This window comes from Corynebacterium guangdongense (assembly GCF_030408915.1).
Taxonomy (GTDB): Bacteria; Actinomycetota; Actinomycetes; order Mycobacteriales; family Mycobacteriaceae; genus Corynebacterium; species Corynebacterium guangdongense.
In genome coordinates this window covers 1213018-1235095 of the sequence record NZ_CP047654.1, presented here as the reverse complement: position 1 = coordinate 1235095, position 22078 = coordinate 1213018, and the positions used below count along the sequence as shown (strand labels likewise).

17 protein-coding genes and 1 pseudogene are annotated in these 22078 nt (G+C 68.5%); 6 read left to right on the top strand and 12 right to left on the bottom strand.

Features of this window, described 5'->3' with window-relative positions:
• Window positions 1-101 precede the first annotated feature (101 nt).
• Together ilvN and CGUA_RS05845 are read right to left on the bottom strand one after the other, a co-directional pair.
• The gene (ilvN, locus tag CGUA_RS05850; RefSeq protein ID WP_290198143.1) at window positions 102-650 is read right to left on the bottom strand and encodes an acetolactate synthase small subunit; all 549 of its coding nucleotides are present in this window, start codon (window positions 648-650) and stop codon (window positions 102-104) included.
• Window positions 650-2560: an acetolactate synthase large subunit gene (locus tag CGUA_RS05845; protein WP_374725027.1), complete on the bottom strand. Its 1911-nt coding sequence runs from the start codon at window positions 2558-2560 to the stop codon at window positions 650-652. Before CGUA_RS05845 ends, ilvN begins: the two co-directional genes overlap by 1 nt.
• A 368-nt stretch (window positions 2561-2928) precedes the next feature.
• On the opposite strand from CGUA_RS05845, the gene CGUA_RS05840 reads away from it, so the two are divergent.
• The 4 genes from CGUA_RS05840 (at window position 2929) to CGUA_RS05825 (ending at window position 8691) form a co-directional block, all read left to right on the top strand.
• Window positions 2929-4776, top strand: coding sequence for a mechanosensitive ion channel family protein (locus tag CGUA_RS05840; protein WP_290198142.1), 1848 nt, complete (start codon window positions 2929-2931; stop codon window positions 4774-4776).
• Window positions 4777-4787: 11 nt separating this feature from the next.
• On the top strand, window positions 4788-5408 hold the full coding sequence (locus CGUA_RS05835) for a PH domain-containing protein (RefSeq protein ID WP_290198141.1): 621 nt from the start codon (window positions 4788-4790) through the stop codon (window positions 5406-5408).
• A gap of 79 nt (window positions 5409-5487) precedes the next feature.
• The gene (gene ilvD, locus CGUA_RS05830) at window positions 5488-7338 is read left to right on the top strand and encodes a dihydroxy-acid dehydratase (RefSeq protein ID WP_290198140.1); all 1851 of its coding nucleotides are present in this window, start codon (window positions 5488-5490) and stop codon (window positions 7336-7338) included.
• A gap of 72 nt (window positions 7339-7410) precedes the next feature.
• Window positions 7411-8691, top strand: coding sequence for a glycosyltransferase family 87 protein (locus tag CGUA_RS05825; protein ID WP_290198139.1), 1281 nt, complete (start codon window positions 7411-7413; stop codon window positions 8689-8691).
• Between the two features lie 53 nt (window positions 8692-8744).
• Here CGUA_RS05825 and CGUA_RS05820 read toward each other — a convergent pair whose 3' ends face one another.
• Both CGUA_RS05820 and CGUA_RS05815 read right to left on the bottom strand, forming a co-directional pair.
• Window positions 8745-9848: a DoxX family protein gene (locus CGUA_RS05820; protein ID WP_290198138.1), complete on the bottom strand. Its 1104-nt coding sequence runs from the start codon at window positions 9846-9848 to the stop codon at window positions 8745-8747.
• Window positions 9849-9933: 85 nt separating this feature from the next.
• The gene (locus tag CGUA_RS05815) at window positions 9934-10647 is read right to left on the bottom strand and encodes an HNH endonuclease family protein (protein ID WP_290198137.1); all 714 of its coding nucleotides are present in this window, start codon (window positions 10645-10647) and stop codon (window positions 9934-9936) included.
• Between the two features lie 178 nt (window positions 10648-10825).
• Here CGUA_RS05815 and CGUA_RS05810 point away from each other — a divergent pair, with 178 nt between their 5' ends.
• Window positions 10826-11926: a glutathione S-transferase C-terminal domain-containing protein gene (locus tag CGUA_RS05810; RefSeq protein WP_290198136.1), complete on the top strand. Its 1101-nt coding sequence runs from the start codon at window positions 10826-10828 to the stop codon at window positions 11924-11926.
• Between the two features lie 132 nt (window positions 11927-12058).
• Here CGUA_RS05810 and CGUA_RS05805 read toward each other — a convergent pair.
• Window positions 12059-13000 (bottom strand): annotated as a pseudogene (locus CGUA_RS05805) (aldo/keto reductase).
• A gap of 123 nt (window positions 13001-13123) precedes the next feature.
• Between CGUA_RS05805 and CGUA_RS05800 the strand changes: the two are divergent.
• Entirely contained in the window at window positions 13124-13603 is a 480-nt protein-coding gene (locus CGUA_RS05800; RefSeq protein ID WP_290198135.1) for a MarR family winged helix-turn-helix transcriptional regulator, read from the top strand.
• A gap of 37 nt (window positions 13604-13640) precedes the next feature.
• On the opposite strand, the gene mgrA is transcribed toward CGUA_RS05800, so the two are convergent.
• From mgrA to CGUA_RS05765, 7 genes are all read right to left on the bottom strand, one after another.
• Entirely contained in the window at window positions 13641-14729 is a 1089-nt protein-coding gene (gene mgrA, locus CGUA_RS05795; protein WP_290198134.1) for an L-glyceraldehyde 3-phosphate reductase, read from the bottom strand.
• A 128-nt stretch (window positions 14730-14857) separates the two neighbouring features.
• Entirely contained in the window at window positions 14858-16174 is a 1317-nt protein-coding gene (locus tag CGUA_RS05790; protein ID WP_290198133.1) for a YkvI family membrane protein, read from the bottom strand.
• A gap of 229 nt (window positions 16175-16403) precedes the next feature.
• The gene (gene gatB, locus CGUA_RS05785; RefSeq protein WP_290198132.1) at window positions 16404-17909 is read right to left on the bottom strand and encodes an Asp-tRNA(Asn)/Glu-tRNA(Gln) amidotransferase subunit GatB; all 1506 of its coding nucleotides are present in this window, start codon (window positions 17907-17909) and stop codon (window positions 16404-16406) included.
• A gap of 51 nt (window positions 17910-17960) precedes the next feature.
• Entirely contained in the window at window positions 17961-18356 is a 396-nt protein-coding gene (locus CGUA_RS05780; RefSeq protein WP_290198131.1) for an SRPBCC family protein, read from the bottom strand.
• Window positions 18357-18367: 11 nt separating this feature from the next.
• Window positions 18368-19372: a bile acid:sodium symporter family protein gene (locus CGUA_RS05775; RefSeq protein WP_290198130.1), complete on the bottom strand. Its 1005-nt coding sequence runs from the start codon at window positions 19370-19372 to the stop codon at window positions 18368-18370.
• 198 nt (window positions 19373-19570) lie between these two features.
• Complete coding sequence (locus CGUA_RS05770) at window positions 19571-20599, bottom strand: 6-phosphofructokinase (protein WP_290198129.1); 1029 nt, start codon at window positions 20597-20599, stop codon at window positions 19571-19573.
• A 55-nt stretch (window positions 20600-20654) separates the two neighbouring features.
• Entirely contained in the window at window positions 20655-22073 is a 1419-nt protein-coding gene (locus CGUA_RS05765) for an MFS transporter (protein WP_290198128.1), read from the bottom strand.
• Window positions 22074-22078 lie beyond the last annotated feature (5 nt).

The window sequence follows — 22078 nt, the reverse complement described above, 5'->3', positions numbered from 1 at the left end:
TTAGTTTCTACCACAGAGGGGCAGTAGTTCATGTCATATGGTGGGACATCGGGTGTGCCGCGTCCCACCATGTGAGATTTAAGGAGTTGGTGGCCGAGTCGTCAGCCGCGCTGGGACGGGGCCATCGTCTTGGGGCCGCGGTTGAGCGCGACCAGACCGGACTGGATGAGTTCGCGCACCCCGAAGGTCTCCATCACGTCCAGCATCGCGCGCAGCTTCTGCGGCGTGCCGGTCGCCTCGATGACGACGGACTCCGGGGCGACGTCGACGATGCGCGCCCGGAAGATGTTCGCCGCGTCGACGACCTGCGGACGATTCTCGTTGGTCGCGTTGACCTTGACCAGGAGCAGCGAACGGGACACCGTCGACTCCTCCTCCAGGCGGACGACCTTGAGGACCGGGATGATCTTGTTGAGCTGCTTGGTGATCTGCTCGATCGAGTGCTCGTCGGCGTCGACCACGATGGTCAACCGTGCGATGCCGGGAGTCTCCGTCTTTGCGGAGACCAGCGAGACCAGGTTGAAGCCGCGGCGGGTGAACATGGCCGTCACCCGGGAGATGATGCCGTCGACGTCCTCGACGCGGACCGCGAGGATGTGGCGGCGCGAGTTCTCGATCTCGTTGATCGAATGCGGGGTGGTGGTTGCCATTAGTTCTTCTCCTCCTGCTGGACGCCGTCGAGGGCCTCGGCGAGCTCGTCGACCGGCTCCGACACGGAATCCTCGCCGTCGAAATCCGGGCGCAGATCACGAGCGTACTGAATGTCGGAGTTCGAGTTGCCGGCGGCGATCATCGGCCAGACCTGGGCGTCCTCCCCGACCATGAACTCCACGACGACCGGGCGGTCGTTGATCTCACGGGCGCGGGCGATCGCGTCCGCAACCTCATCCGCCCTGGTCACGCGGAAGGAGACGCAGCCCAGCGCCTCGGACAGCTGGACGAAGTCCGGGATGTAGGTGCCGTCGGAGTGCAGCTTGGTGTTCGAGTAGTTCTGGTCGTAGAACAGCGTCTGCCACTGTCGGACCATCCCCAGGTTGCCGTTGTTGATGAGGGCGACCTTGATCGGGAAGCCCTCGATGGCGGCGGTGGTCAGCTCCTGGTTGGTCATCTGGAAGCAGCCGTCACCGTCGATCGCCCAGACCTCCTTCTCCGGGAGGGAGGCCTTGGCGCCGACCGCGGCCGGGATGGCGTAGCCCATGGTGCCCAGGCCGCCGGAGTTGAGCCAGGTGCGGGGCTTCTCGAAGTCGAGGAACTGCGCGGACCACATCTGATGCTGGCCGACGCCGGCGACATAGACGGCGTCCGGACCGGCCTGCTTGCTCAACTCCTGGATGACGAACTGCGGGGACAGCGAACCGTCCTCCTGCTCGTCGTAGCCGCGCGGGAAGCTCTCCTGGAGGCCGTTGAGGTAGGCGACCCAGCGGGAGATGTCGTGGCGCTTGGCCTTGGCCTGGGCGGCCCGTGCACGCTTGAGCAGGGACTGCAGAACCTCCTTGGCGTCACCGACGATCGGCACGTCGACGGGACGGATCTTGCCGATCTCGGCCGGATCGATGTCGGCGTGGATGACCTTCGCGTACGGCGCGAAGGTCTCCGTCGCACCCGTGACGCGGTCGTCGAAGCGGGCACCGATGGTGATCAGCAGATCGGACTTCTGCATCGCCCCGACCGCCGCCACCGTGCCGTGCATGCCCGGCATACCCATGTGCAGCGGGTGGGACTCCGGGAACGCGCCCAGGGCCATGAGGGTGGTGACGACCGGGATGCCGGTCTCCTCGACGACCGCGGCCAGCTCAGCCGACGCGTCGGCCTTGATGACGCCGCCGCCGATGTAGAAGACCGGGCGCTCGGCCTCGGAGATGAGCTTGATGGCCTGGTCGATCTGGCGGTTATGCGGCGTAGTGACCGGCTTGTAGCCGGGCAGGTCGTACTGCGGCGGCCAGGAGAAGTCCATGTACGCGTTCTGGACGTCCTTGGGGATGTCCACCAGAACGGGGCCCGGGCGACCCGACTCGGCGATGTGGAAGGCCGCGTGGATGGCGCGCGGGATGTCGTCGGCGTCGGTGACCATGAAGTTGTGCTTCGTGATCGGCATCGTGACGCCACGGATGTCAGCTTCCTGGAAGGCGTCGGTGCCCAGCAGGGAGGAGCCGACCTGGCCGGTAATGGCCACGACCGGGACGGAGTCCAGGTTGGCGTCGGCCAGCGGGGTGACCAGGTTGGTCGCGCCGGGACCGGAGGTGGCGATGCACACGCCGACTCTGCCGGAGGCGGTGGCGTAACCCTCGGCCGCGTGGCCTGCGCCCTGCTCGTGGCGGACCAGGACGTGACGCAGACGGGTGGACTCGTGCAGGGCGTCGTACAGGGGAAGAACGGCACCGCCGGGGAGGCCGAACACCAGATCGGCGCCGATCTCCTCGAGGGATCGGACGATAGCCTGGGCGCCGGTCATGCGCTCCGTGCCGGAGGTGGACCCGGCACGGGACGGGGCGTCGCCGGCCGCCGCCCGCTGGGCCACTGTGGCCGGTGTCGGGGCCGGAGTGGGCTGGGAAGCTGCCACGGTGAAAACTCCTTGTGCTTATGTACTTTCGGTTCTTATTCGTACCTGTGTTGCCGACGGATACGCCGTCCGGGTTCCGGCGGACGCAATCCTGGTGATCAGCTTTCGGCGGTGAGTGTCTGATCGGTGTACAACAGACCTTAAACAGCAAAACCCTCGAGCCGCACGCTGGGTGGTGTGCTTCTCGAGGGCGCTTGCCGTGGTCGACTTCAGGGTGGGTCAGTCGGCCGCTACGGCAAGCGCCGCGCAGCTACTACTACCTGAATTCGCCGGATGGTCATGGCAGCCATCATACACATGGCTTCCCAGGTTCCCTACTGACAACCCCCACATGATTGGCAACTCCCACCCTTAAGATGGTGATACATATGCATATCTCTTATCTCATCAACCAGGCGTGGCACTGGTTGGCCGGCACCGGCATCAATCTCGCCATCCTTCTGGTCATCGCCCTCCTGATTCCGCGGGTGGGCAGGCTGATCGAGAGGTTCGTCGAAAGGGACGTCAAGGCCAAGGCGGACAAAGAGGAGTCGAAGAACACCCTCGCCTACGCAGGCGTCCTGATCTACATCGGGCAGATCGTCGCCTTTTTCCTGCTCTCCATCGCTTTCCTCCAACAGCTGGGTTTCTCGCTCGCCGGGGCGGCCATTCCCGCCACCGTCGTGTCGGCGGCCATCGGTTTCGGTGCGCAGTCCATCATCGCCGACTTCCTGGCCGGCTTCTTCATCCTGACGGAGAAGCAGTACGGCGTGGGCGACTGGGTCCGTTTCGTGGGCAACGGTGTCGAGGTCGAGGGCACCGTCATCCAGATCACGATGCGCGCCACCCAGATCCGCACCCTGGCGCAGGAGACCGTCGTCATCGCCAACTCCACCGCGCGGGTCTCCATCAACACCTCCAACTACTGGTCGCGCGCCGTCATCGTCATGCCGGTGCCGCTGCTGGGGTCCGACTCCCCGATGGACGCCGCCGAGCGTGCCGAGTCCGCCACCCGCCGGGCCCTGGAGGACGAGTCGATCGCCGAGGAGCTCATCGGCGAGCTCGACGTCCAGCCGGGCGTCTCGGTCAATCCCCCGGCCACGGTCGGCATGCCGTGGACCGTGGACATGCGGTTCATGGTCCAGGTCGAGCCGGGCTCCCAGTGGGCCGTCGAGCGCGCCGTGCGCATGGCCATCCTCGAGGAGTTCTGGGACGAGTACGGCTCTGCGCCCACCACGTCCGGAGAGCTCTCCGACACCGTCCGCCGGCCGGCCAGGACACCAGCTCAGACGCCGACCCAGGCGCACGCGGCGACTCAGGCGCACGCGGCGACTCAGGCGCACGCGGCGACTCAGGCGCACGCGGCGACCAGTCAATCCCGCCCGGTGACCGACAGGCTGCCGGCCGTGCCGAAACCCCACGACGAGGACCCTTTCCCGGAGGTGGAGGACTCGAAGAAGAACGCCGAGTCCTCCACGCCCCCGGCGGAGAAGGCGGAGGCCGACGGCTCCGATCCGGCCGCGCTGTCGGTGACGGGCGGCCGCAAGGACGAGGACGAGCTCGAGAAACTCCGGGATGACGCCCCTGACGCTGACGGAGACCGGGACACAGAGACGAGGACCGCACTCATCCCGGCCGTCGCCGCGACGTCGACGAAGGCGGGGCCCGCCGACGCCGACACGACCGTCGCGGACCCGGCCGCGGACCCGGCCGCGGACCCGGCCGAAGACGACGCCGGAGATGGGACGGAGGATGAAGAGGACGTCCGGTGGCTCCCGCTCAAGAAGGTGCTGAGCGTCAACGGCCGCCTCCGCCCGTCGAGCACGCTGCTTGCCCTGCTGCTTCTGGTGCTGCTGTTCCTGCGCTCGCTGACCATCACCGGTGAGACCGCCGCCGGCGAGCAGGTCTCCGGCCCCCTCGCTCCCCCGGTCGCCACCTCCACCGCCCCGGAGCCGGCGCCAGCGCCGACGCCGACACCGGTCCCGCAGGAAACGGCGCCGGCGCCGAGCGTGGTCGAGACTGATCCCGCCACACCGACCACACCCCCGACCGGGGTCCGGGACGTGCCCGCCACCCCGGCGCCGACGGCAACCGGCACCCAGACAACGGGCCAGCCGGCCCCACGGCAGAACCCCCCTGCGCCCCCGACCACCGCCCCGACCCCCACGCAGACTCCGGCGACGACCGCCAGCCCGACCCCCGCCCAGGAATCGCCGACAACCGGTGCCCTGAACTAGTCTGATCACTCATGACCACCGGTGATCATGGACCTGTTAGCGACGACCGACACGCACGCCCCGCGGCTGGCCCGGCCGGGTTCCCCGCCCCGGTGCAGTTCCAGCCGGAGCGCACCCACATCTTCGCGGCCCTGGTGATGATGGGCATCGCCCTCCTCGTCATTGGCGCCGCTCCGCTGTACCTGGGTTGGCTGCTCGTGTTCCCGGCCCTGTTCATCTTCTGGGTGCTGCGCTCATGCACGACCGTGGACGAGCGTGGCATCCGGATCCGCTACGCCTTCCGCCCCGGCGTGGCGGTGCCGTGGGAGGAGATCCGGGGGGTCGGCTTCAAGGGCTCCTCCGCGCTCCTGGAGACCACGGGCGGCAGGAGCCACGCCATGCCGGGTGTGACCTTCAATTCACTGCCGAAACTGGCCGAGGCCTCCCGCGGCCGCATCCCCGACGCCCTGACGGCCGGCCTTGAGTCGCTGGACGGCAAGTACTCCGTCATCAACCAGGACGGAAACCAGGTCCTCATGTCCCGGGAGGAGCACGCGGCATACATGGCCGAGCGGGTGCGCCGGGAGCAGCGTCGTCGCCGGGCGGAAGCGGCCGGGGAGTCCTCCGCCGAGGCTGGCGACGACCGGGAATAAACCGGAAAGTAAAGTAGTTAATGTTCGCTAGGCGCGGCAGGAAGTGTCGGCGCCGTTGTCCGTCACAAGGAGTTTCACCATGATCCCACTTCGCTCCAAGGTCACGACTGTCGGCCGTCAGGCCGCAGGAGCCCGCGCGCTCTGGCGCGCGACCGGCACCAAGGAAAATGAATTCGGCAAGCCGATCGTCGCGATCGTGAACTCCTACACCCAGTTCGTCCCGGGCCACGTGCACCTCAAGAACGTCGGGGACATCGTCGCGGACGCGGTTCGCGCCGCCGGCGGCGTCCCCAAGGAGTTCAACACCATCGCCGTCGACGACGGCATCGCCATGGGGCACAGCGGCATGCTCTACTCGCTGCCCAGCCGTGAGATCATCGCCGACTCCGTCGAGTACATGGTCAACGCCCACACCGCCGACGCCATGGTCTGCATCTCCAACTGCGACAAGATCACCCCGGGCATGCTCAACGCCGCGATGCGCCTGAACATCCCCGCCATCTTCGTCTCCGGCGGCCCGATGGAGGCGGGCAAGGCCGTCGTCATCGACGGCGTCGCCCACTCCGGCACCACCCCGACCAACCTCATCACCGCCATCGCCCAGTCGGCCAATGACGCAATCAGCGACCAGAAGCTCCTAGAGATCGAGCAGGCCGCCTGCCCGACCTGCGGCTCCTGTTCCGGCATGTTCACGGCGAACTCGATGAACTGCCTCACCGAGGCGCTGGGTCTGTCGCTGCCGGGCAACGGCACCACCCTGGCCACCCACGAGGCGCGCCGCCAGCTTTTCGAGGACGCCGGCTCAATGATCGTCGACATGTGCAAGCGCTACTACGGCGACGAGGACGAGTCGGTGCTGCCGCGCTCCGTCGCCACGAAGGACGCCTTCCGCAACGCGATGGCCCTGGACATGGCCATGGGCGGCTCGACAAACACGGTCCTGCACATCCTGGCCGCCGCCCAGGAGGGCGAGATCGATTTCGACCTCAGCGACATCAACGACCTCTCCTACGACATCCCGACCATCTCCAAGGTCGCCCCGAACGGCGTCTACCACATCGAGGACGTCCACCGCGCCGGCGGTATCCCCGCCATCCTCGGCGAGCTCCACCGTGCCGGTCTGCTGAGCACCGACGTCCATTCCGTCTCCTACCCGGACCTGGACACCTGGCTCAACGACTGGGACGTCCGCGGCGGTTCCGCCACCGAGGAAGCCGTCGAGCTCTTCCACGCCGCCCCGGGCGGGGTCCGCACCACCGAGGCCTTCTCCCAGAACTCCCGCTGGGACGAGCTGGACACCGACGCCGTCGACGGCTGCATCCACGACGTTGAGCACGCCTTCACCGCCGACGGCGGTCTGGTCGTCCTGCGCGGCAACCTCGCGCCGGACGGGGCCATCGTCAAGTCCGCGGGCGTCGACAAGGACGTCTGGACCTTCTCGGGCCCGGCCCGCGTCTACGAGTCCCAGGAGGAGGCGGTCTCGATGATCCTGCGCAAGGAGGTCCAGCCGGGCGACGTCGTCGTCATCCGCTACGAGGGTCCCTCCGGTGGCCCGGGCATGCAGGAGATGCTGCACCCGACGTCCTTCCTCAAGGGCGCCGGTCTGGGCAAGGCCTGTGCGCTCATCACCGACGGCCGCTTCTCGGGCGGCACCTCCGGCCTGTCCATCGGCCACATCTCCCCCGAGGCCGCCCACGGCGGTCTGATCGGGCTGATCGAGAATGGCGACACCATCTCCATCGACATCCACGAGCGCAGGCTCGAGCTGGAGGTCGACGCCGAGGAGCTGGAGCGCCGCCGCGTCAAGCAGGAGCAGCGCGAGCACCCGTGGACGCCGCTCAACCGTGAGCGTGAGGTCTCCAAGGCCCTGCGCGCCTACGCCAAGATGGCCACCAGCGCCGACAAGGGCGCGGTCCGTCAGGTCGACTAGGCCCCGCATTCCCCCGGCCAGCCCCGGCACCGGTATCACCGGCGCCGGGGCTCTGGTCTAACCTAGTCAGTCATGGAAACCGTCGAAAAGCCCACCGGACACCCCACCTGGGCACGGCCCCTGACGCTGCTGGTGATGATCGCGGGCCTGTTCGGCGGGCTGGCCGGCGTGCACCGGCACGTCACCATCACCGACTTCCCGATCGACATGATCATCTACCTGGAGGGCGTGCGCGCGTTCCTGTCGGGGGGTGAGATGTACGCCGAGCCGATGTTCGCCGGCGATCTGGCGCTGCCGTTCATCTACCCGCCTTTCGGCGCCCTGATCCTGGCCCCTTTCGTGTGGCTGGGTTTCAGCGACAGCGTCGCCGGCGACATCCTTGTCCTCGTCTCCGATCTGCTGGTCCTGCTGTGCCTCGTCTTCCTCCTGCGCGCGGTCATGCCGCAGGTTTCCCGCCCCGTCCGGTTCGCGGCGGCCACGGTCGTCTGGGCCCTGACGATGAGCTTCGAGCCGGTCACCCTCAACAACGGCTTCGCCCAGATCAACATCGTCATCATGGCGCTGGTGGCCCTGGACCTGGTCCCCCGCCGACGCCGCCGCTTCCTGCCGCAGGGCTGGCTCACCGGCGTCGCCGCGGCCATCAAGCTCAGCCCGCTGGCGATGGCCCTCTTTTTCCTGGTCCGCCGCGACTGGAAGGCCATCCTGGTCACCGCCGTCAGCGCCGTCATCTGCACGCTCCTGGCGGCGCTGTGGCGCTTCGACGCCACCGTCGAGTTCTACCTCGGCACGCTGCTGGGCATGGGCTCGGGCGAGGAGATCGGCGTCGACACGACCTACCAGTCCAACTCCTCGATCAAGGGCATGCTCATGCGCTGGGCCACCTCCGCGGAGGCGCTCGAGGCCAGTTCCACCCTCGTCAACGTCTCCTGGCTGGTGCTCTCGCTGCTCACCGTCGTGCTCGGTGGCTGGCTCATGGCGGCCCTCTTCCGCCGCAACATGACCGTCGACGCGATGCTCGTCAACGCCATGGTCATGCTGCTGATCTCCCCGATCTCCTGGTCCCACCACTGGGTGTGGCTGGTGCTCATCCTGCCGGTGCTGGGCTGGCGCGCGCTCACCGTCCTCAATCACGGCTGGTTCCTCGGCTCGGTCGTCACCGTCTGGGCGGTGCTCCTGGTGACGAACCCACCGAAATGGTGGTACGGCGACGCGATCGACGTCTTTGCGCTCACCGGCGTCGAGAAGTTTCTGGTCTCCGATTTCGTGTGGCTAGCCGGCCTGACCATGCTCGCGCTGGCGGTGGGGCTGCGCGGGGTCGGCACGCTTGACGACGCCGAACCGCGCCCCCGCTAAACGCAGAAGCGCCCCGGAACCGATTCGGTTCCGGGGCGCTGTCCTTCCGCGGCTCAGGCGAAGGGGTTGATGCCGGTGCCGAACCACCAGACGGCGACGACGCCGGCGATGGCCAGGACGATGAAGATCCAGGAGCTTGCCAGCGGGCGGCGCGCCCAGCGGCGCCCGAAGTCCAGGGAGTACAGGCCCGGGCCGGTGAACTGCAGCGCCACCGAGATGACGAGCAGAATCACCGACAGCCACACGCCCTCGGGCCATGCGAAGAGGTTCAGGCCCGCGCCGGAGGACGCCAGGGCGTGCAGCGCCGTAAAGCCGGTCACCACGGTCGCCACCGCCGCGAAGAGCGGGGTGACCAGGCCGAAGAGAAGGAATAGGCCGGCGGCCAGCTGCGCGGTCGGCACCGCCAGGGCGAGGATGCCCGGGAAGGCGTAGCCCGCGTACTCGGCCTCCAGCCCGGCCAGCCCCTCGCTGCCGCCGAGGGTGAAGAAGGTGGCGATGGACTCGAGAATCAGCCACGCGGCAAGGCCCACGCGGATGATGAAGATGCCCAGGTCAATTGTGCCGCGGCGGGCCTCCACCGGTTCCTCGACGTAGGTCTCCTGCGTCGGGTGGGGCGAGGCGTCCGTGGCGGTGGCGGCGGCCGTGGCGGCGGTGGCCCCGGTGGCCGGGGCCGGGTCGTGCGCCGGGCCGGGGGCGGGGGTCACCGTCGTGGGCGCGAAATCCTCGTCCGCGTAGGAGTGGGGGCCGGCGGCCGGCTGGCGCTCGGGCGATTCCTGGTAGCCGCCGGGGGCGGCGGCCCGGCCCGAAGCCGGGGCGCCGTTGGCTCCCCAGCCGGTGGTCGCGCCCTGGACGGTGGTGGGAGCCCCCTCCACGGAGGGCTGCGGGCGGACCTGGCCGGTCCGGTTTTCCTGCGTCGGCTGGGCGGGCAGGTTCGTGGTGGGTTGCCCCTGGGTCGGGGGGATGGACTGGGGGGCGGCGCGTCCGGCCCGCTGGTACCAGCGGGTGGTGGCGTTGGTGTCCCTGCTCCGCGGGCCGGTGTCCTGACCCGCCGCGCCGGAGTCGCCGGGCTGGTCGGTGGTGCCCCGATAAGCAGGGACGTCGATGTCGTCGAAGTCGTTGTCGTTGGCGCGATCCGGTCGCTGAGGTGTCTGGCTCATGGCCCCCAGCGTAGGGGAGAATCCGCGTCGGTTCCGCCGTCCTGTCCGGCGCGCCGGTCGATTCGGCGCCTTCGGGTGGCCGACGTCAGGCGGGGCACCTGTCGAGCTCGCGGGACATCGCGTCCGCCTCGGCCTGGGTCACCCACAGGCCGTAGGTGTGCTTGACCCTGATCTGGGTGCTGACGTAGTCGCAGCGGAAGGACGTGTTGGGCGGCAGCCAGGTCGCGGCGTCGCCGGCGCCCTTCTGGCGGTTGAGGCCGGAGTCGACGGCCAGGAGGTTGACGGGGTCGTTGGCGAAGTCGCGCCTGGTGGCGTCGTCCCAGAACTGCGCGCCGGTGACCCAGGCATTGGCCAGCGCGACGACGTGGTCGATGTCGACCTGGCCGTCACCGCGGTTGAAGTCGATGGTCTGCGCGCTGAAGGGATCGTGGAGGACGCCCGACTCGACCAGGCAGCCGTGGGTGCCTTCCCGGATCACGGTGTCGACGAGATCGCGGCGGAGAATGTCGTTGCGGGTGTCGCAGCCGTTGTGTCCGCCGGTGACGGCCACGTCATCGGTCCAGGCGGGGCCGAAGGCGTCCCGGTCGTATCCGGTCAACGGGGCGCGGCCCTTGATCGGCAGTTCGGCCAGCTGCTGGCGGGCGGCTGCGGCTGGGGCTTGTTCCCCCGCGCCCGGATGTCCGGAGGAGCCCGGGGCGGTCTGCGTCGTCTCCAGCGGCTGCAGTGAGGGCAGGTCGGCCTGGTTGAGCAGCCCCAGTCCGCTCAGCAGCGCGAGGAGGAGGGACAAAACTATGGTCATGGTGGAGGTGCGTCGATTCTTTCTGGCTTTTTTCATCTTTGATCGCCGGTTGACTCTATCGGATCGTCATCGCGGGTCGGCCGGGGGTCGATTCCCCGGAGAATGCCCGCGCCGTTGACACGTCAGCGCACTTCCCATAGATTTGTTGACACATCACTAACAGAGAGGGCTGATCGACATGGCAGACATCGGGACCAAGGACTGGGACGGCGACGCGAGGAACGCCTCCCCGGACGGCGAGTTCGTCCGCGACACCACCTACATCGAGGACCGCATCGTCGCGGACCTCGCGGCCGGCTCCGAGCCCGTCGCACAGGACGACCAGAGCTTCCACTGGCCCGTCGAGGCCGGCCGTTACCGCCTGATGGCCGCCCGCGCCTGCCCGTGGGCCCATCGCACCATCATCACCCGCCGCCTGCTCGGCCTGGAGGACGTCATCTCCCTCGGCCTGGCCGGCCCCACCCACGACTGGCGTTCCTGGGTCTTCGACCTCGACCCGGAGGAGAAGGACCCGGCCACCGGCCTGCACCGCCTGCAGGAGGCCTACTTCAACCGCTTCCCCGACTACCCGCGCGGCATCACGGTCCCCGCGATCGTCGAGACCGCGTCGAGGAAGGTCGTCACCAACCACTTCCCGTCCATCCCGGTCGATTTCCAGACCCAGTGGGGACAGTTCCACCGCGCGGGCGCCCCGGATCTCTACCCCGAGCAGCTGCGCGGCGAGATCGACGAGATGGGTGTCTGGCTCTTCCACGAGATCAACAACGGCGTCTACCGGGCCGGCTTCGCCGGCACCCAGGAGGCCTACGAGAAGGCCTACCACCGCCTGTGGGCCGCGATGGACAAGCTCGAGGAGCACCTGGCCACCCACCGCTACCTGGTTGGCGAGCACATCACGCTCGCCGACGTCTACCTCTTCCCCACCCTGATCCGCTTCGACCCGGTCTACCAGGGCCACTTCAAGGCCTCCCGCAACAAGATCACCGAGATGCCGAACACCTACGGCTACCTCCGCGAACTTTTCCAGCTCCCCGGCTTCGGCGACACGACCGATTTCCAGGAGATCAAGGACCACTACTACTACACGCACTCCGACGTGAACCCGACGCGCATCGTGCCGCTGGGCCCGGACATGTCCGGCATCGTCGAGCCCCACGGCCGCGAGCGCCTCGGCGGCACCCCCTTCGCCCCGGGCGTCACCGCCCCGGACGAGCTGCCCGATTCCGAGAAGGTCAGGCACCCGGAGGACTTCCAGGCCGAGTTCTTCGGCTGGAGCTAAGCCCCCCGCTTCTCGACGCGCCGCGCCCTGCGGCGCGTTCGTTTGTTCGGCGCGGGCGCAACAAGCCCGCCGGAGAAGGGTCGGGCCCCGACACCCGTCACAGGTGTCGGGGCCGGCCGCTGGTCGGCAGGCCTAGGCGCGGTCAGCGGAGACCCGGTCCAGGGCGGCAACCTCCTCGGCGCTCAGCTCGAATGCCGGCGCCGCTATCAGGGCGTCCAGATGGGACGCCCGCGAGACGGAGGCGATCGGGGCAGTCACACCCTTGGCCAGCAGCCACGCCAGTGCGACGGTGGGCACTCCGACCTCGCGCGCCTCGGCGATGCGGACCAGCTCCTCGACGACCGGAGCCGGGGACGGCTCCAGGTAGGCCTAGGCGAAGCCCTCCCGGGACACTCCCCGGAGGTCGTCACGGGAGCGGTACTTGCCGGTCAGCAGGCCGGAGGCGAGCGCGAAGTACGGGAAGACGGCGACGCCGTACTCTTGGGCGAGCGGGCCGTACCCCTGCTCGTAGTCCCTGCGTGCCAGCAGGTTGTACTGCGGCTGAATGGCGACCGGTGCGGCCGTGGTGTCCCGGGCGGTCTCGAGGAACTCGCGCATCCGCTCGAGGGAGTAGTTCGACAGGGCCAGGTGCCCGATCTTGCCGGCCTCGATGAGCTCGGCGGCGACGTCGACCTGCTCCCGGATGGAGACGTTCTCATCGTCGTAGTGATAGTAGAAGATGTCGATGGTCTCGATGCCGAGACGCTCGCGCGAGCCGTCGACGGCCTTGAGGGTGTTCTCGCGGGAACGGCCGTCGACGCCTGGCTTGCCGCCGGACTTGGTGGCAATGATGACCTTGTCCCTGACGCCCAGGTTCCCGGCGAGCCAGGCTCCGAGAACGCGCTCGGAGTCGCCGCCGTCGGAGCCGTCCTACCACATGGCGTAGGAGTCGGCGGTGTCGATGAAGTTGCCGCCGGCCGCGACGAAGGCGTCGAGAATCTCGAAGGACGTCTCCTGGTCGGCGGTCCAGCCGAAGGGGTTGGCGCCGAGGTTGAGCGGGTAGACGTCGAAGGCGGTGTTGGGGATGGTGACCATGGTGTTCTCCTGGGGATGGCTGTCGGCTCCGGGTCCCACCCTAGCGGCATTAATTTAAAATTCAAGTGAAGTTGCGCGAGTTAATCCATTAAAACTTTCACACCCTGGTTACACTGTATTTTTATGAGTACTGAGCAGCCCCGATGGCTCAACCCGGAAGAGCAGGACACCTGGCTCGCACTCTGGTCCGTGACCGAGTGGATGCCCACCCGCCTCGACGAGCAGCTGAAGCGTGACATGGGGGTCAACCTCCACGACTATTTCGCTCTGGCCCAGATCTCCATGGCCCCCGGTGAGCAGCTGACCATGACCGAGCTCGCCGCCGTCTCCGACATGTCGCCCTCGCGGCTCTCGCACGTGGTCAGCCGCCTGGAAAAGCGGGGCTGGGTCGAGCGCAACCCCTCCGAGGCCGACCGCCGCACCAACATCGCCTCACTCACCGACGCCGGCCGCGACTTCATCCGCTCCGCTGCGCCGGGCCACGTCGAGCGGGTCAAACAGCTCGTCTTCGACCCGCTCACCCCGGAGGAGAACCGGGAACTCGGACGCCTGCTGGGCAAGATCCTGCGCACGCTGGATCCGCCGCAGCTGCCGAACGTGTGAGGCCGGGCGTGTCGACGGGCGTCGGCAAGCCCGCCGATCAGTCCCCGTGGATGCGTGACTGCGTCGCCCCGGCCCACTGGTTGATGCCCGCGTCATGGGCGACCTCGTCGATGGAGGCCAGCTCGGCCTCGGTGAACTCGAGGTTGTCGAGCGCGCCCAGGTTGTTTTCGAGCTGCGCCACCGAGGACGCGCCGATCACGGTGGAGGCGACGGTCTCCACGCCCTGATCGCGCAGGACCCAGGACAGGGCCATCTGCGCCAGCGACTGGCCGCGCTCGTTGGCGATGTCGTTGAGCGCGCGGACCATCGTGAGGTTCTCCGGCGAGAGGAAGTCCGGGTTCATCTTGCCCGCACCGACCCGGGAATCCTCCGGCACCCCGTTGAGGTACTTGTCGGTGAGCAGCCCCTGCGCCAGCGGGGAGAAGGCGATGACGCCGAGCCCGTTGTCCGCGGCCTCGGTGAGCAGGCTGCGCCCGTCCTCCCCCGGCTGCTCAATCCAGCGGTTGAGGATGGAGTAGCTGGGCTGGTGGATGATCAGCGGAACGCCCTCCCCCGCCATGATCTCCGCGGCCTCGGCCGTCAGCTCCGGACCATAGGAGGAGATGCCGACGTAGAGCGCCTTGCCCTGGTTGACGATGTCGCGCAGCGCGTACATCGTCTCCTCCAGCGGCGTGTCCGGATCCGGACGGTGGTGATAGAAGACGTCGACGTAGTCCACGCCGAGGCGCTCCAGCGACTGGTCCAGGGAGGCGTGCAGGTACTTGCGGGAGCCCCCGAAACCGTAGGGCCCGGGCCACATGTTCCAGCCGGCCTTGGTGGAGATGATCAGCTCATCGCGGTGGTTGAGGAAGTCCTCGCGCAGGATGCAGCCGAAGTTCTCCTCCGCCGAACCGGCCGGCGGGCCATAGTTGTTGGCCAGATCAAAGTGGGTGACGCCACGGTCGAAGGCGGCGCGGACGATCTCCTGCTGGGTCTGCAACGGGCGGTCGTCGCCGAAGTTGTGCCACAGGCCCAGCGAGATGGCGGGCAGCTTGAGGCCGGAACGGCCCACGCGCCGATACGGCATCGACTGGTAGCGGTCCTCGGCCGGGGTATACGGGACGGAAGCGTCCTTCTGGAAAGTCATGCCCCCATTGTGCGTGCACTCGCCCCGGTTTCGCCAGGTGTGCCCACCCCACCCGGTCGACGACGGCGTGAAAGAGTCCCGGCGTGCCCCCGGAAATGGGGGCACGCCGGGACTCGCCGGTGGCCGACTCAACCCTTCACACGGGAGACGGCCAGATTCGGGTCGAGCTCCGGGTGGTCGCTGAGGTCGAAGGTGCACTCCGGGTCCCGGTGCAGCTCCTCGGCGACCTCCTCCTGAACCGACTGCCACAGTTCCCTGGCGTCGACCTCGCTGGCACGGGCCAGGGAACGGACCTCACGGCGGTCGGCGTCGTCGAAGTCCTCGGCCGGATCAAGCTTGGCCTCCGCCAGCCGGGCCAGGCGTTCACGACGCTCGTTCTCCTCCCGAATCAGGCCACGGTTCTTGACCCACGAACCGAACATCACCAGCAGCATGAACATGCCGACGTAGCCGATGAGCGGGTAGACCCAGCCGATCAGGTCGGTGAACCCGGCGAAGGAGACGAGGAAGCCGACCAGGGTGACGCCGACGAAGATCGGCGTGAACCGGGCCTGGTTGCCGGCGGCCAGGCGCTTGCCCAGCGCGTAGAACATGCCGATCGCGGTGTTGTAGATCATCAGGTAGATGATGATCGAGACGACGAGGCCGACCGTCGGGTGCATCGCGTCGAAGACGCCGAGCAGGGGGAAGTCCATGCCCGCGACCTTGTCCATGTTGAAGAAGATGACGAAGGCGAGCACACCGAGCAGCACCGAGAACAGCAGGCCGCCCAGGAGGCCGCCGACGCCCGCCGCCTTCGGGGAGAAGTGGTTGCCGCCGATGACGAGGATCATCGACAGGCCCAGCATGAGCGCCATCGCGGTGTAGTTGATGGCGGACAGGAACCAGTTGCCGGCGACGCCGGACGCCGGGCTCTGCGCCAGGGCGACCGACTCCAGGGCGGCGAGGTCGGAGGGCATGCCCATCAGGGTGATGGCCCCGGCCAGCAGCACGGCGATGACGATCAGCGGGGTGATCGCGGAGATGACCCGGGTGACCTTCTCCACGTTGAGGAACCCGGAGACGATCACCATGGCCACCATGATCAGGGAGCCGACCCAGGTCGGGGTGTTGAACTGCTGCTCCAGGTTGGAGCCGGCGCCGGCGAGCATGACGAAGCCGATGCAGAAGAGGGTGAGCACCGTCGCCGCGTCGAGAATCTTCGAGACGACCGGGTGGGTGACGTTGCGGAAGACGGTGTAGTGCTCGTCGGCGAGGTAGTAGGAGCCCAGCTGGAACAGGACGCCACCGGCGATCACCATGAGCACGGCGGCGACGAGGACGCCGAGGAGCCCCGGGAAGCCGAAGGCGATGAAGTACTGGACCACCTCCTGTCCCGAGGCGAAGCCGGCACCGACAAGCAGTCCGACGAAAGCGAGGGCGATGGTCAGGGTTTTCCTGAGCACGAGGAATCAGTCCTTGAAAAGCATTCAATAAGCAAAGTATGTCAAAGTAGCGTCCTCCACGCCCTGCGGTTGGGCGGGCGGAAGGTCCGCTCATGCGTGACCGGGGTTACGCACGGTAGGACACCTTAACGAATCTCAGCCGGGAAATCACCCCGCGCGAGTCCGTGCGCTGGGAAAACGGAAAACGGCGCGTTCCCCGGGGAACGCGCCGACTCACGGGAGGCCCAGGCTAGGCCAGCTTCCTGGCGATGATCTCGTTGACGGTCTTCGGATCCGCCTTGCCCTTTGTGGTCTTCATCACGGCACCCACGATGGCGCCGGTGACCTTGGTGTTGCCGGCCTTGTACTTCTCGACGATGTCCGGGTTGGCGGCCAGCGCCTCCTCCACGGCGGCCTCGATGGCCCCGTCGTCGCGCACGACCTCCAGACCGCGGGCAGCGACGACCTCGTCGACGTCGCCCTCACCGGCGAGCACCCCGTCGACGGCCTTCCGGGCCAGCTTGTTGGTCAGCTTGCCTTCGTTGATGAGCACGACGACGCGGGCGACCTGGGCCGGGGTGATGGCCAGATCGGCCAGCTCGACTGCGGACTCGTTGGCCTTGCCCGAGAGGTAGGACACCCACCAGGAACGGGCCTCGTCCGGGGTCGCGCCCGCCTCGACGGTCGCGATGACGAGGTCCAGGGCGCCGGCGTTGACCAGGTCACGCATCTCCTCGTCCTTGAGGCCCCACGCCTCCTGGATGCGGGCGCGGCGCAGCCACGGCATCTCCGGCAGGGTCGCGCGGATCTCCTCGACCCACTCGCGCGAGACGATGACCGGCGGCAGGTCCGGGTCGTTGAAGTAGCGGTAGTCGTCGGCGGACTCCTTCGGGCGGCCCTTGGAGGTGGAGCCGTCGGCCTCGTGGAAGTGACGGGTCTCCTGCTCGATGACGCCGCCGTCCTCGAGCACGGCGGCCTGGCGCATCATCTCGAAGCGGATGGCCTGCTCGACCGACTTGAGGGAGTTGATGTTCTTGGTCTCGGTGCGGGTGCCGAACTCCTGCCGCCCGATCGGGCGCAGGGAGAGGTTGGCGTCGCAGCGCATGGAACCCTGGTCCATGCGAGCGTCGGAGACGTCGAGGGCCACGACCAGTTCACGCAGCGCGGCGACGTAGGCCTTCGCGATTTCCGGGGCTCGCTCGCCGGCGCCCTCGATCGGCTTGGTGACGATCTCGATGAGCGGGACGCCCGCGCGGTTGCAGTCGACCAGCGAAGCGGTGGCGCCGTGGATGCGGCTGCCGGCGCCGCCGAGGTGGGTCAGCTTGCCGGTGTCCTCCTCCATGTGGGCACGCTCGATCTCGACACGCCACTCGGTGCCGTCCTCGAGGACGACGTCGAGGTAGCCGTCGTAGGCGATCGGCTCGTCGTACTGGGAGATCTGGTAGTTCTTCGGCTGGTCCGGGTAGAAGTAGTTCTTCCGGGCGAAGCGGGAGGACTCGGCGATGGAGCAGTTCAGCGCGAGGCCGATCTTGATCGCGTACTCGACGCCGGTGTGGTTGACGACCGGCAGCGCGCCCGGCAGACCCAGGGAGACCGGGTCGACGTTGGAGTTCGGGGCGTCGCCGAAGGCGGCGGAGGACGCGGAGAACATCTTGGTGGCGGTGTGGAGCTCGACGTGGACCTCGAGGCCCATGACAGGGTCGAACTTCTCGAGGACCTCGTCGAAGTCCATCAGATCATAGGTGGCGGCAGTCATAGTCGGACAGTCTAGTTCCCCGCCTCCGGGCGTGCGCCGACCGGTCCGGGATCAGCCGTCCAGGAGCTCCGCCAGCCGCGCCAGATCGGCCGCCACCGCGGCCGCGTCGGCAGCGACGTCGGCCTCGGGTCGGCCGGCGTGGCGCAGGGTGAAGATCACCTCGGCGCCGTCGGGATGCTTGACGACGCGCATCGGATTCTCGGTCTTCGACCCGTCCGGGAGCACCACCGTGTGGTCGAGGACGCCGAGGGAGTTGCGGGCCACGAAGGTGATGAGGACCTCCCCCATCGGGGAGCTCGCCCGCACCCGTGTGTCATCAAGCACCGTCACCGAGCCGGCGACGACGCCGGCGGCCCACTCCTGCAGGTGGCTCAGGTCGGCCGCATAGCCGTAGACGGCCTGCGGGCTGCGCCGGATGACGCGGGAGACGTGCCTGGAGTGGTCCATGCCGCCCCAGTCTAGGCGTCTCCAGCCACCTGCTCGTCCAGTCTCCGGGCCCGGCGGGCGACCTGCATACGGAACAGGGCCGCGACGACCGCCCCGGAGAGGTTGTGCCAGACGGAGAACACGGCGGCCGGCAGGGCAGCCATCGGGGTCATGTAGGTGGTGGCCAGGCCCGCGGCCAGTCCGGAGTTCTGCATGCCGATCTCGACGGCCATGGTGCGGCGGGACGGGCCCGGCTGGCCGAAGAGCGCACCGACGCCGTAGCCCAGGACGTAGCCCAGGGTGTTGTGGATGATGACGGCGACCAGGACCGTCAGGCCGGCCTCCAGGATGCGCTCGTGGGAGCCGCCGACGACGATGGCGACGATCGACGAGATCGCCAGGACCGAGATCCAGGGCAGGATCGGCGCGACGACCCTGACGAGCCTGGGCAGGAAGGTCGCGACCGCCAGACCGGCGACGACCGGGATGAGGACCACGTTGACGATGGACAGGGCCATCGCACCCGCGTCCACCTCCATGATCTGCCCCGCCAGGAGGCTGACCAGCAGCGGCGTCATCACCGGGGCGAGCAGGGTGGAGATCGAGGTCATGGTCACCGACAGGGCGACGTCGCCGCGGGCCAGGTAGCTGACGACGTTGGAGGAGGTTCCGCCCGGGGCGCAGCCGACCAGGATGACGCCGACGGCGATCTCCGGGGGCAGCTTCATGAGCCAGACGACGAGGAGCGCCAGCAGCGGCATGACGACGTACTGGGCGACGACGCCGAGCAGCACCGGCAGCGGGCGCCTGGCCACCAGGGCGAAGTCGACCGGCTTGAGGGTCAGCCCCATACCGAACATGATGATGCCGAGCAACGGGTTGACCCACGCGGCTCCCTGGCTGGTGAAGTCCGGCACGGTGAAGCCGATGAGGCCGCCGATGATCACCAGGACGGGAAAGCCCAGGGTCGCCAGGAGCGCGTTGCGGTCGGCGCTGGCCGTCGCGGTGGAGGGGCGATGGTCGGTAGCTGTGCTCACGGTGGAGACACCTGCTTTCGTGGTTGCCGGTGACGGGGCCGACGTCGGGAGGCTCGGCCCCGCCTCCGCGGGACCGAAATGGTCATACCGTCACCCTACGGCAGTCGTCCCACTTCGCGGGAATCCATCCCACTGGCCGGGAATGCCAGCGACCGCCGGGGCGCTCCCCAGCGCCTGCCAAACCCGACGGGCAGCGGACTAGCCGAACATCGCCTTGGCGTGCTCATAGCGCGAGACCGGGACGGTCTTGAGCTCGCCGATCGCCTCGTCCAGGCTGATCACGTTGATCTTGTCGCCCTGCAGCGCGACCGAGGTGCCGAATCGGCCCTCGTGGGCGGCGCGGGTGGCATGGGAACCGTAACGGGTGGCCAGCACGCGGTCATAGGCGGTCGGGGTGCCGCCGCGCTGGATGTGGCCGAGGACGGTGGTGCGCACGTCCTGGCCGACACGGCGCTTGATCTCGTTGCCGATCAGCTGACCCATGCCGGTGAAGGTCTTGTGCCCGAACTGGTCGACCTCGCCCTCGTCGTACTCCAGGGTGCCCTCCTTGGGCACGGCACCCTCGGCGACGACGATGATGGCGTACTTCTCCCCCATCTGGAACCGACGCTGCGTCGCCTTGACGATCTCGTTGATGTCGAAGGGAACCTCCGGAATGACGGTGTAGTGCGCCCCGCCCGCCATGCCCGCGTGCAGCGCGATCCAGCCGACGTGCCGGCCCATGACCTCGACGATCATGACACGGTCATGCGACTCGGCGGTGGTGTGCAGCCGGTCGATGGCGTCGGTGGCCACCGAGACGGCGGTGTCGAAGCCGAAGGTGTAGTCGGTGCCGTTGACGTCGTTGTCGATCGTCTTCGGGACACCGACGACCGGGACGCCGTTGTCGGCGAGCCACTTGGCGCCCTTGAGGGTTCCTTCCCCGCCGATCGGGATCAGGGCGTCGATGCCCTCGTTGGCCAGGTTCTCCTTGATCTGGTCGATGCCGGACTTGAACTTGTCCGGGTGCAGCCGACCGGTGCCGAGGATGGTGCCGCCGCGCAGGAGGATGCGGTCGATCTCCTCATCGTCGTAGAGGTTGACCCGCCTGTCCTCGAGCAGCCCCACCCAGCCGTCCTTGTAGCCGACGACAGTGGAGCCGTAATCGGCGCTGGCTCGGACGATACTGCGGATGACGGCGTTGAGTCCGGGGCAGTCGCCGCCGGAAGTAAGGGTTGCAAGGCGCATGCCGAACACTCTAATCGTTCCCTCCGGCGTGTGCGCGAAGCCACTCGTCCAGCACTCAGGACCGCACCCCGCCCTGCCCCGGCAGCGTCGGGTGCAAGAACAGCGAGGCGATCAACCCGCCCGCCAGGGCCACTCCGATGGCCAGGAACGCCCAGCCCACTCCGGCCACGGACCCGAGGGCGGCCACGCCCGCCCCCATGACCGCGCCGACCACGGCCACGCCCGTGACCGACCCCAGCTGGCGGGCGGTGTTGTAGACCCCGGAGGCCGCGCCCATGACGTCCGGAGCCAGGTCCCGCATCGCGGTGGCGGCGTTGGTCGCCCAGATGAAGGTCTGGCCGGCGCCGAGCACCGCCACGGCCGCGATCACGGTCCCCAGCCCGGCCCCGGCGGCGCGGGTCGCGAACCACAGCATCCCCATCGCCAGGATCATCGTGAGGAACCCGGTCACGGACAGGGTGCGCGGATTCATCCGGTCGGCGAGGACGCCGATGACCGGCCCCATGACCATGGAGACGACGGCCATCGGGGCGACCGACCAGCCGGCGACGGCCGGGCTGACGCCGAGCCCGGTCTGCAGCCACATCATCACCGGAATCATCACAGAGGCCGCGACGAAGCCCATGGCCATGATCGCCAGCGTCGCCGCGCTGAAGTTGCGGTCGGCGAACACCCGTGGCGGCACGAGGGGATCGTCGACGCGCCGCTGCCGCGCCAGGAACCAGGCCCCCGCCGCCACCCCGGCGCCGAGCATGGCCCACGCCAGCCAGGCCGGCAGGTACTGCGGGCCGACCTGGATCGCGGAAATGATCAGGCCGACCGCCAGCAGGGCCAGCGCGACGGACGCCCCGTCGATGCGGGCGGGGACCACCGGCAGCTTCGGCACCCACATCGCCGCCAGCAACAGCGCGAGCACCCCGACGGGCAGGTGCATGGCGAAGATGCCGTTCCAGCCGAAGACGCTGACCACGGCCCCGCCCACGACCGGCCCGATGAGGCTGGCCACCGAACCGACCACGCCCCACACGCCCAGGGCGGTGCCGCGCTTCTCGCGCGGGAAGACCTGGTTGATGACGGCCATCGTCTGCGGCATCAGCAGGCTCGCCCCCAGCCCCTGAACCGCACGGGCGCCGATGAGCGGCCCCAGCCCGGTGGCGCTGGCGCTGGCCAGGGCGCCCAGGGTGAACACCAAGACGCCGAGCATGAACAGGCGCCGGTGCCCGAAGCGGTCGCCGAGGCGGCCGGTGACCAGCAGGGGGCCGGCGACCGCGAGCAGGTAGATCGACGAGACCCAGACCGTGGCGGTGAGGTCGGCGTCGAAGTCCGCGGCGATCTCGGGAAGGGCCACCGCGACGACGGACTGGTCGAGCAGGGTCATGAAGAATCCGAGGCTCAGCGCCGCCAGCGCCAGCCAGGCCTGCCGGGGCGCCTGGACGGTGGGGGGCGTGGTTTCCTGCGCGGACGGTGATCTCATGCGGA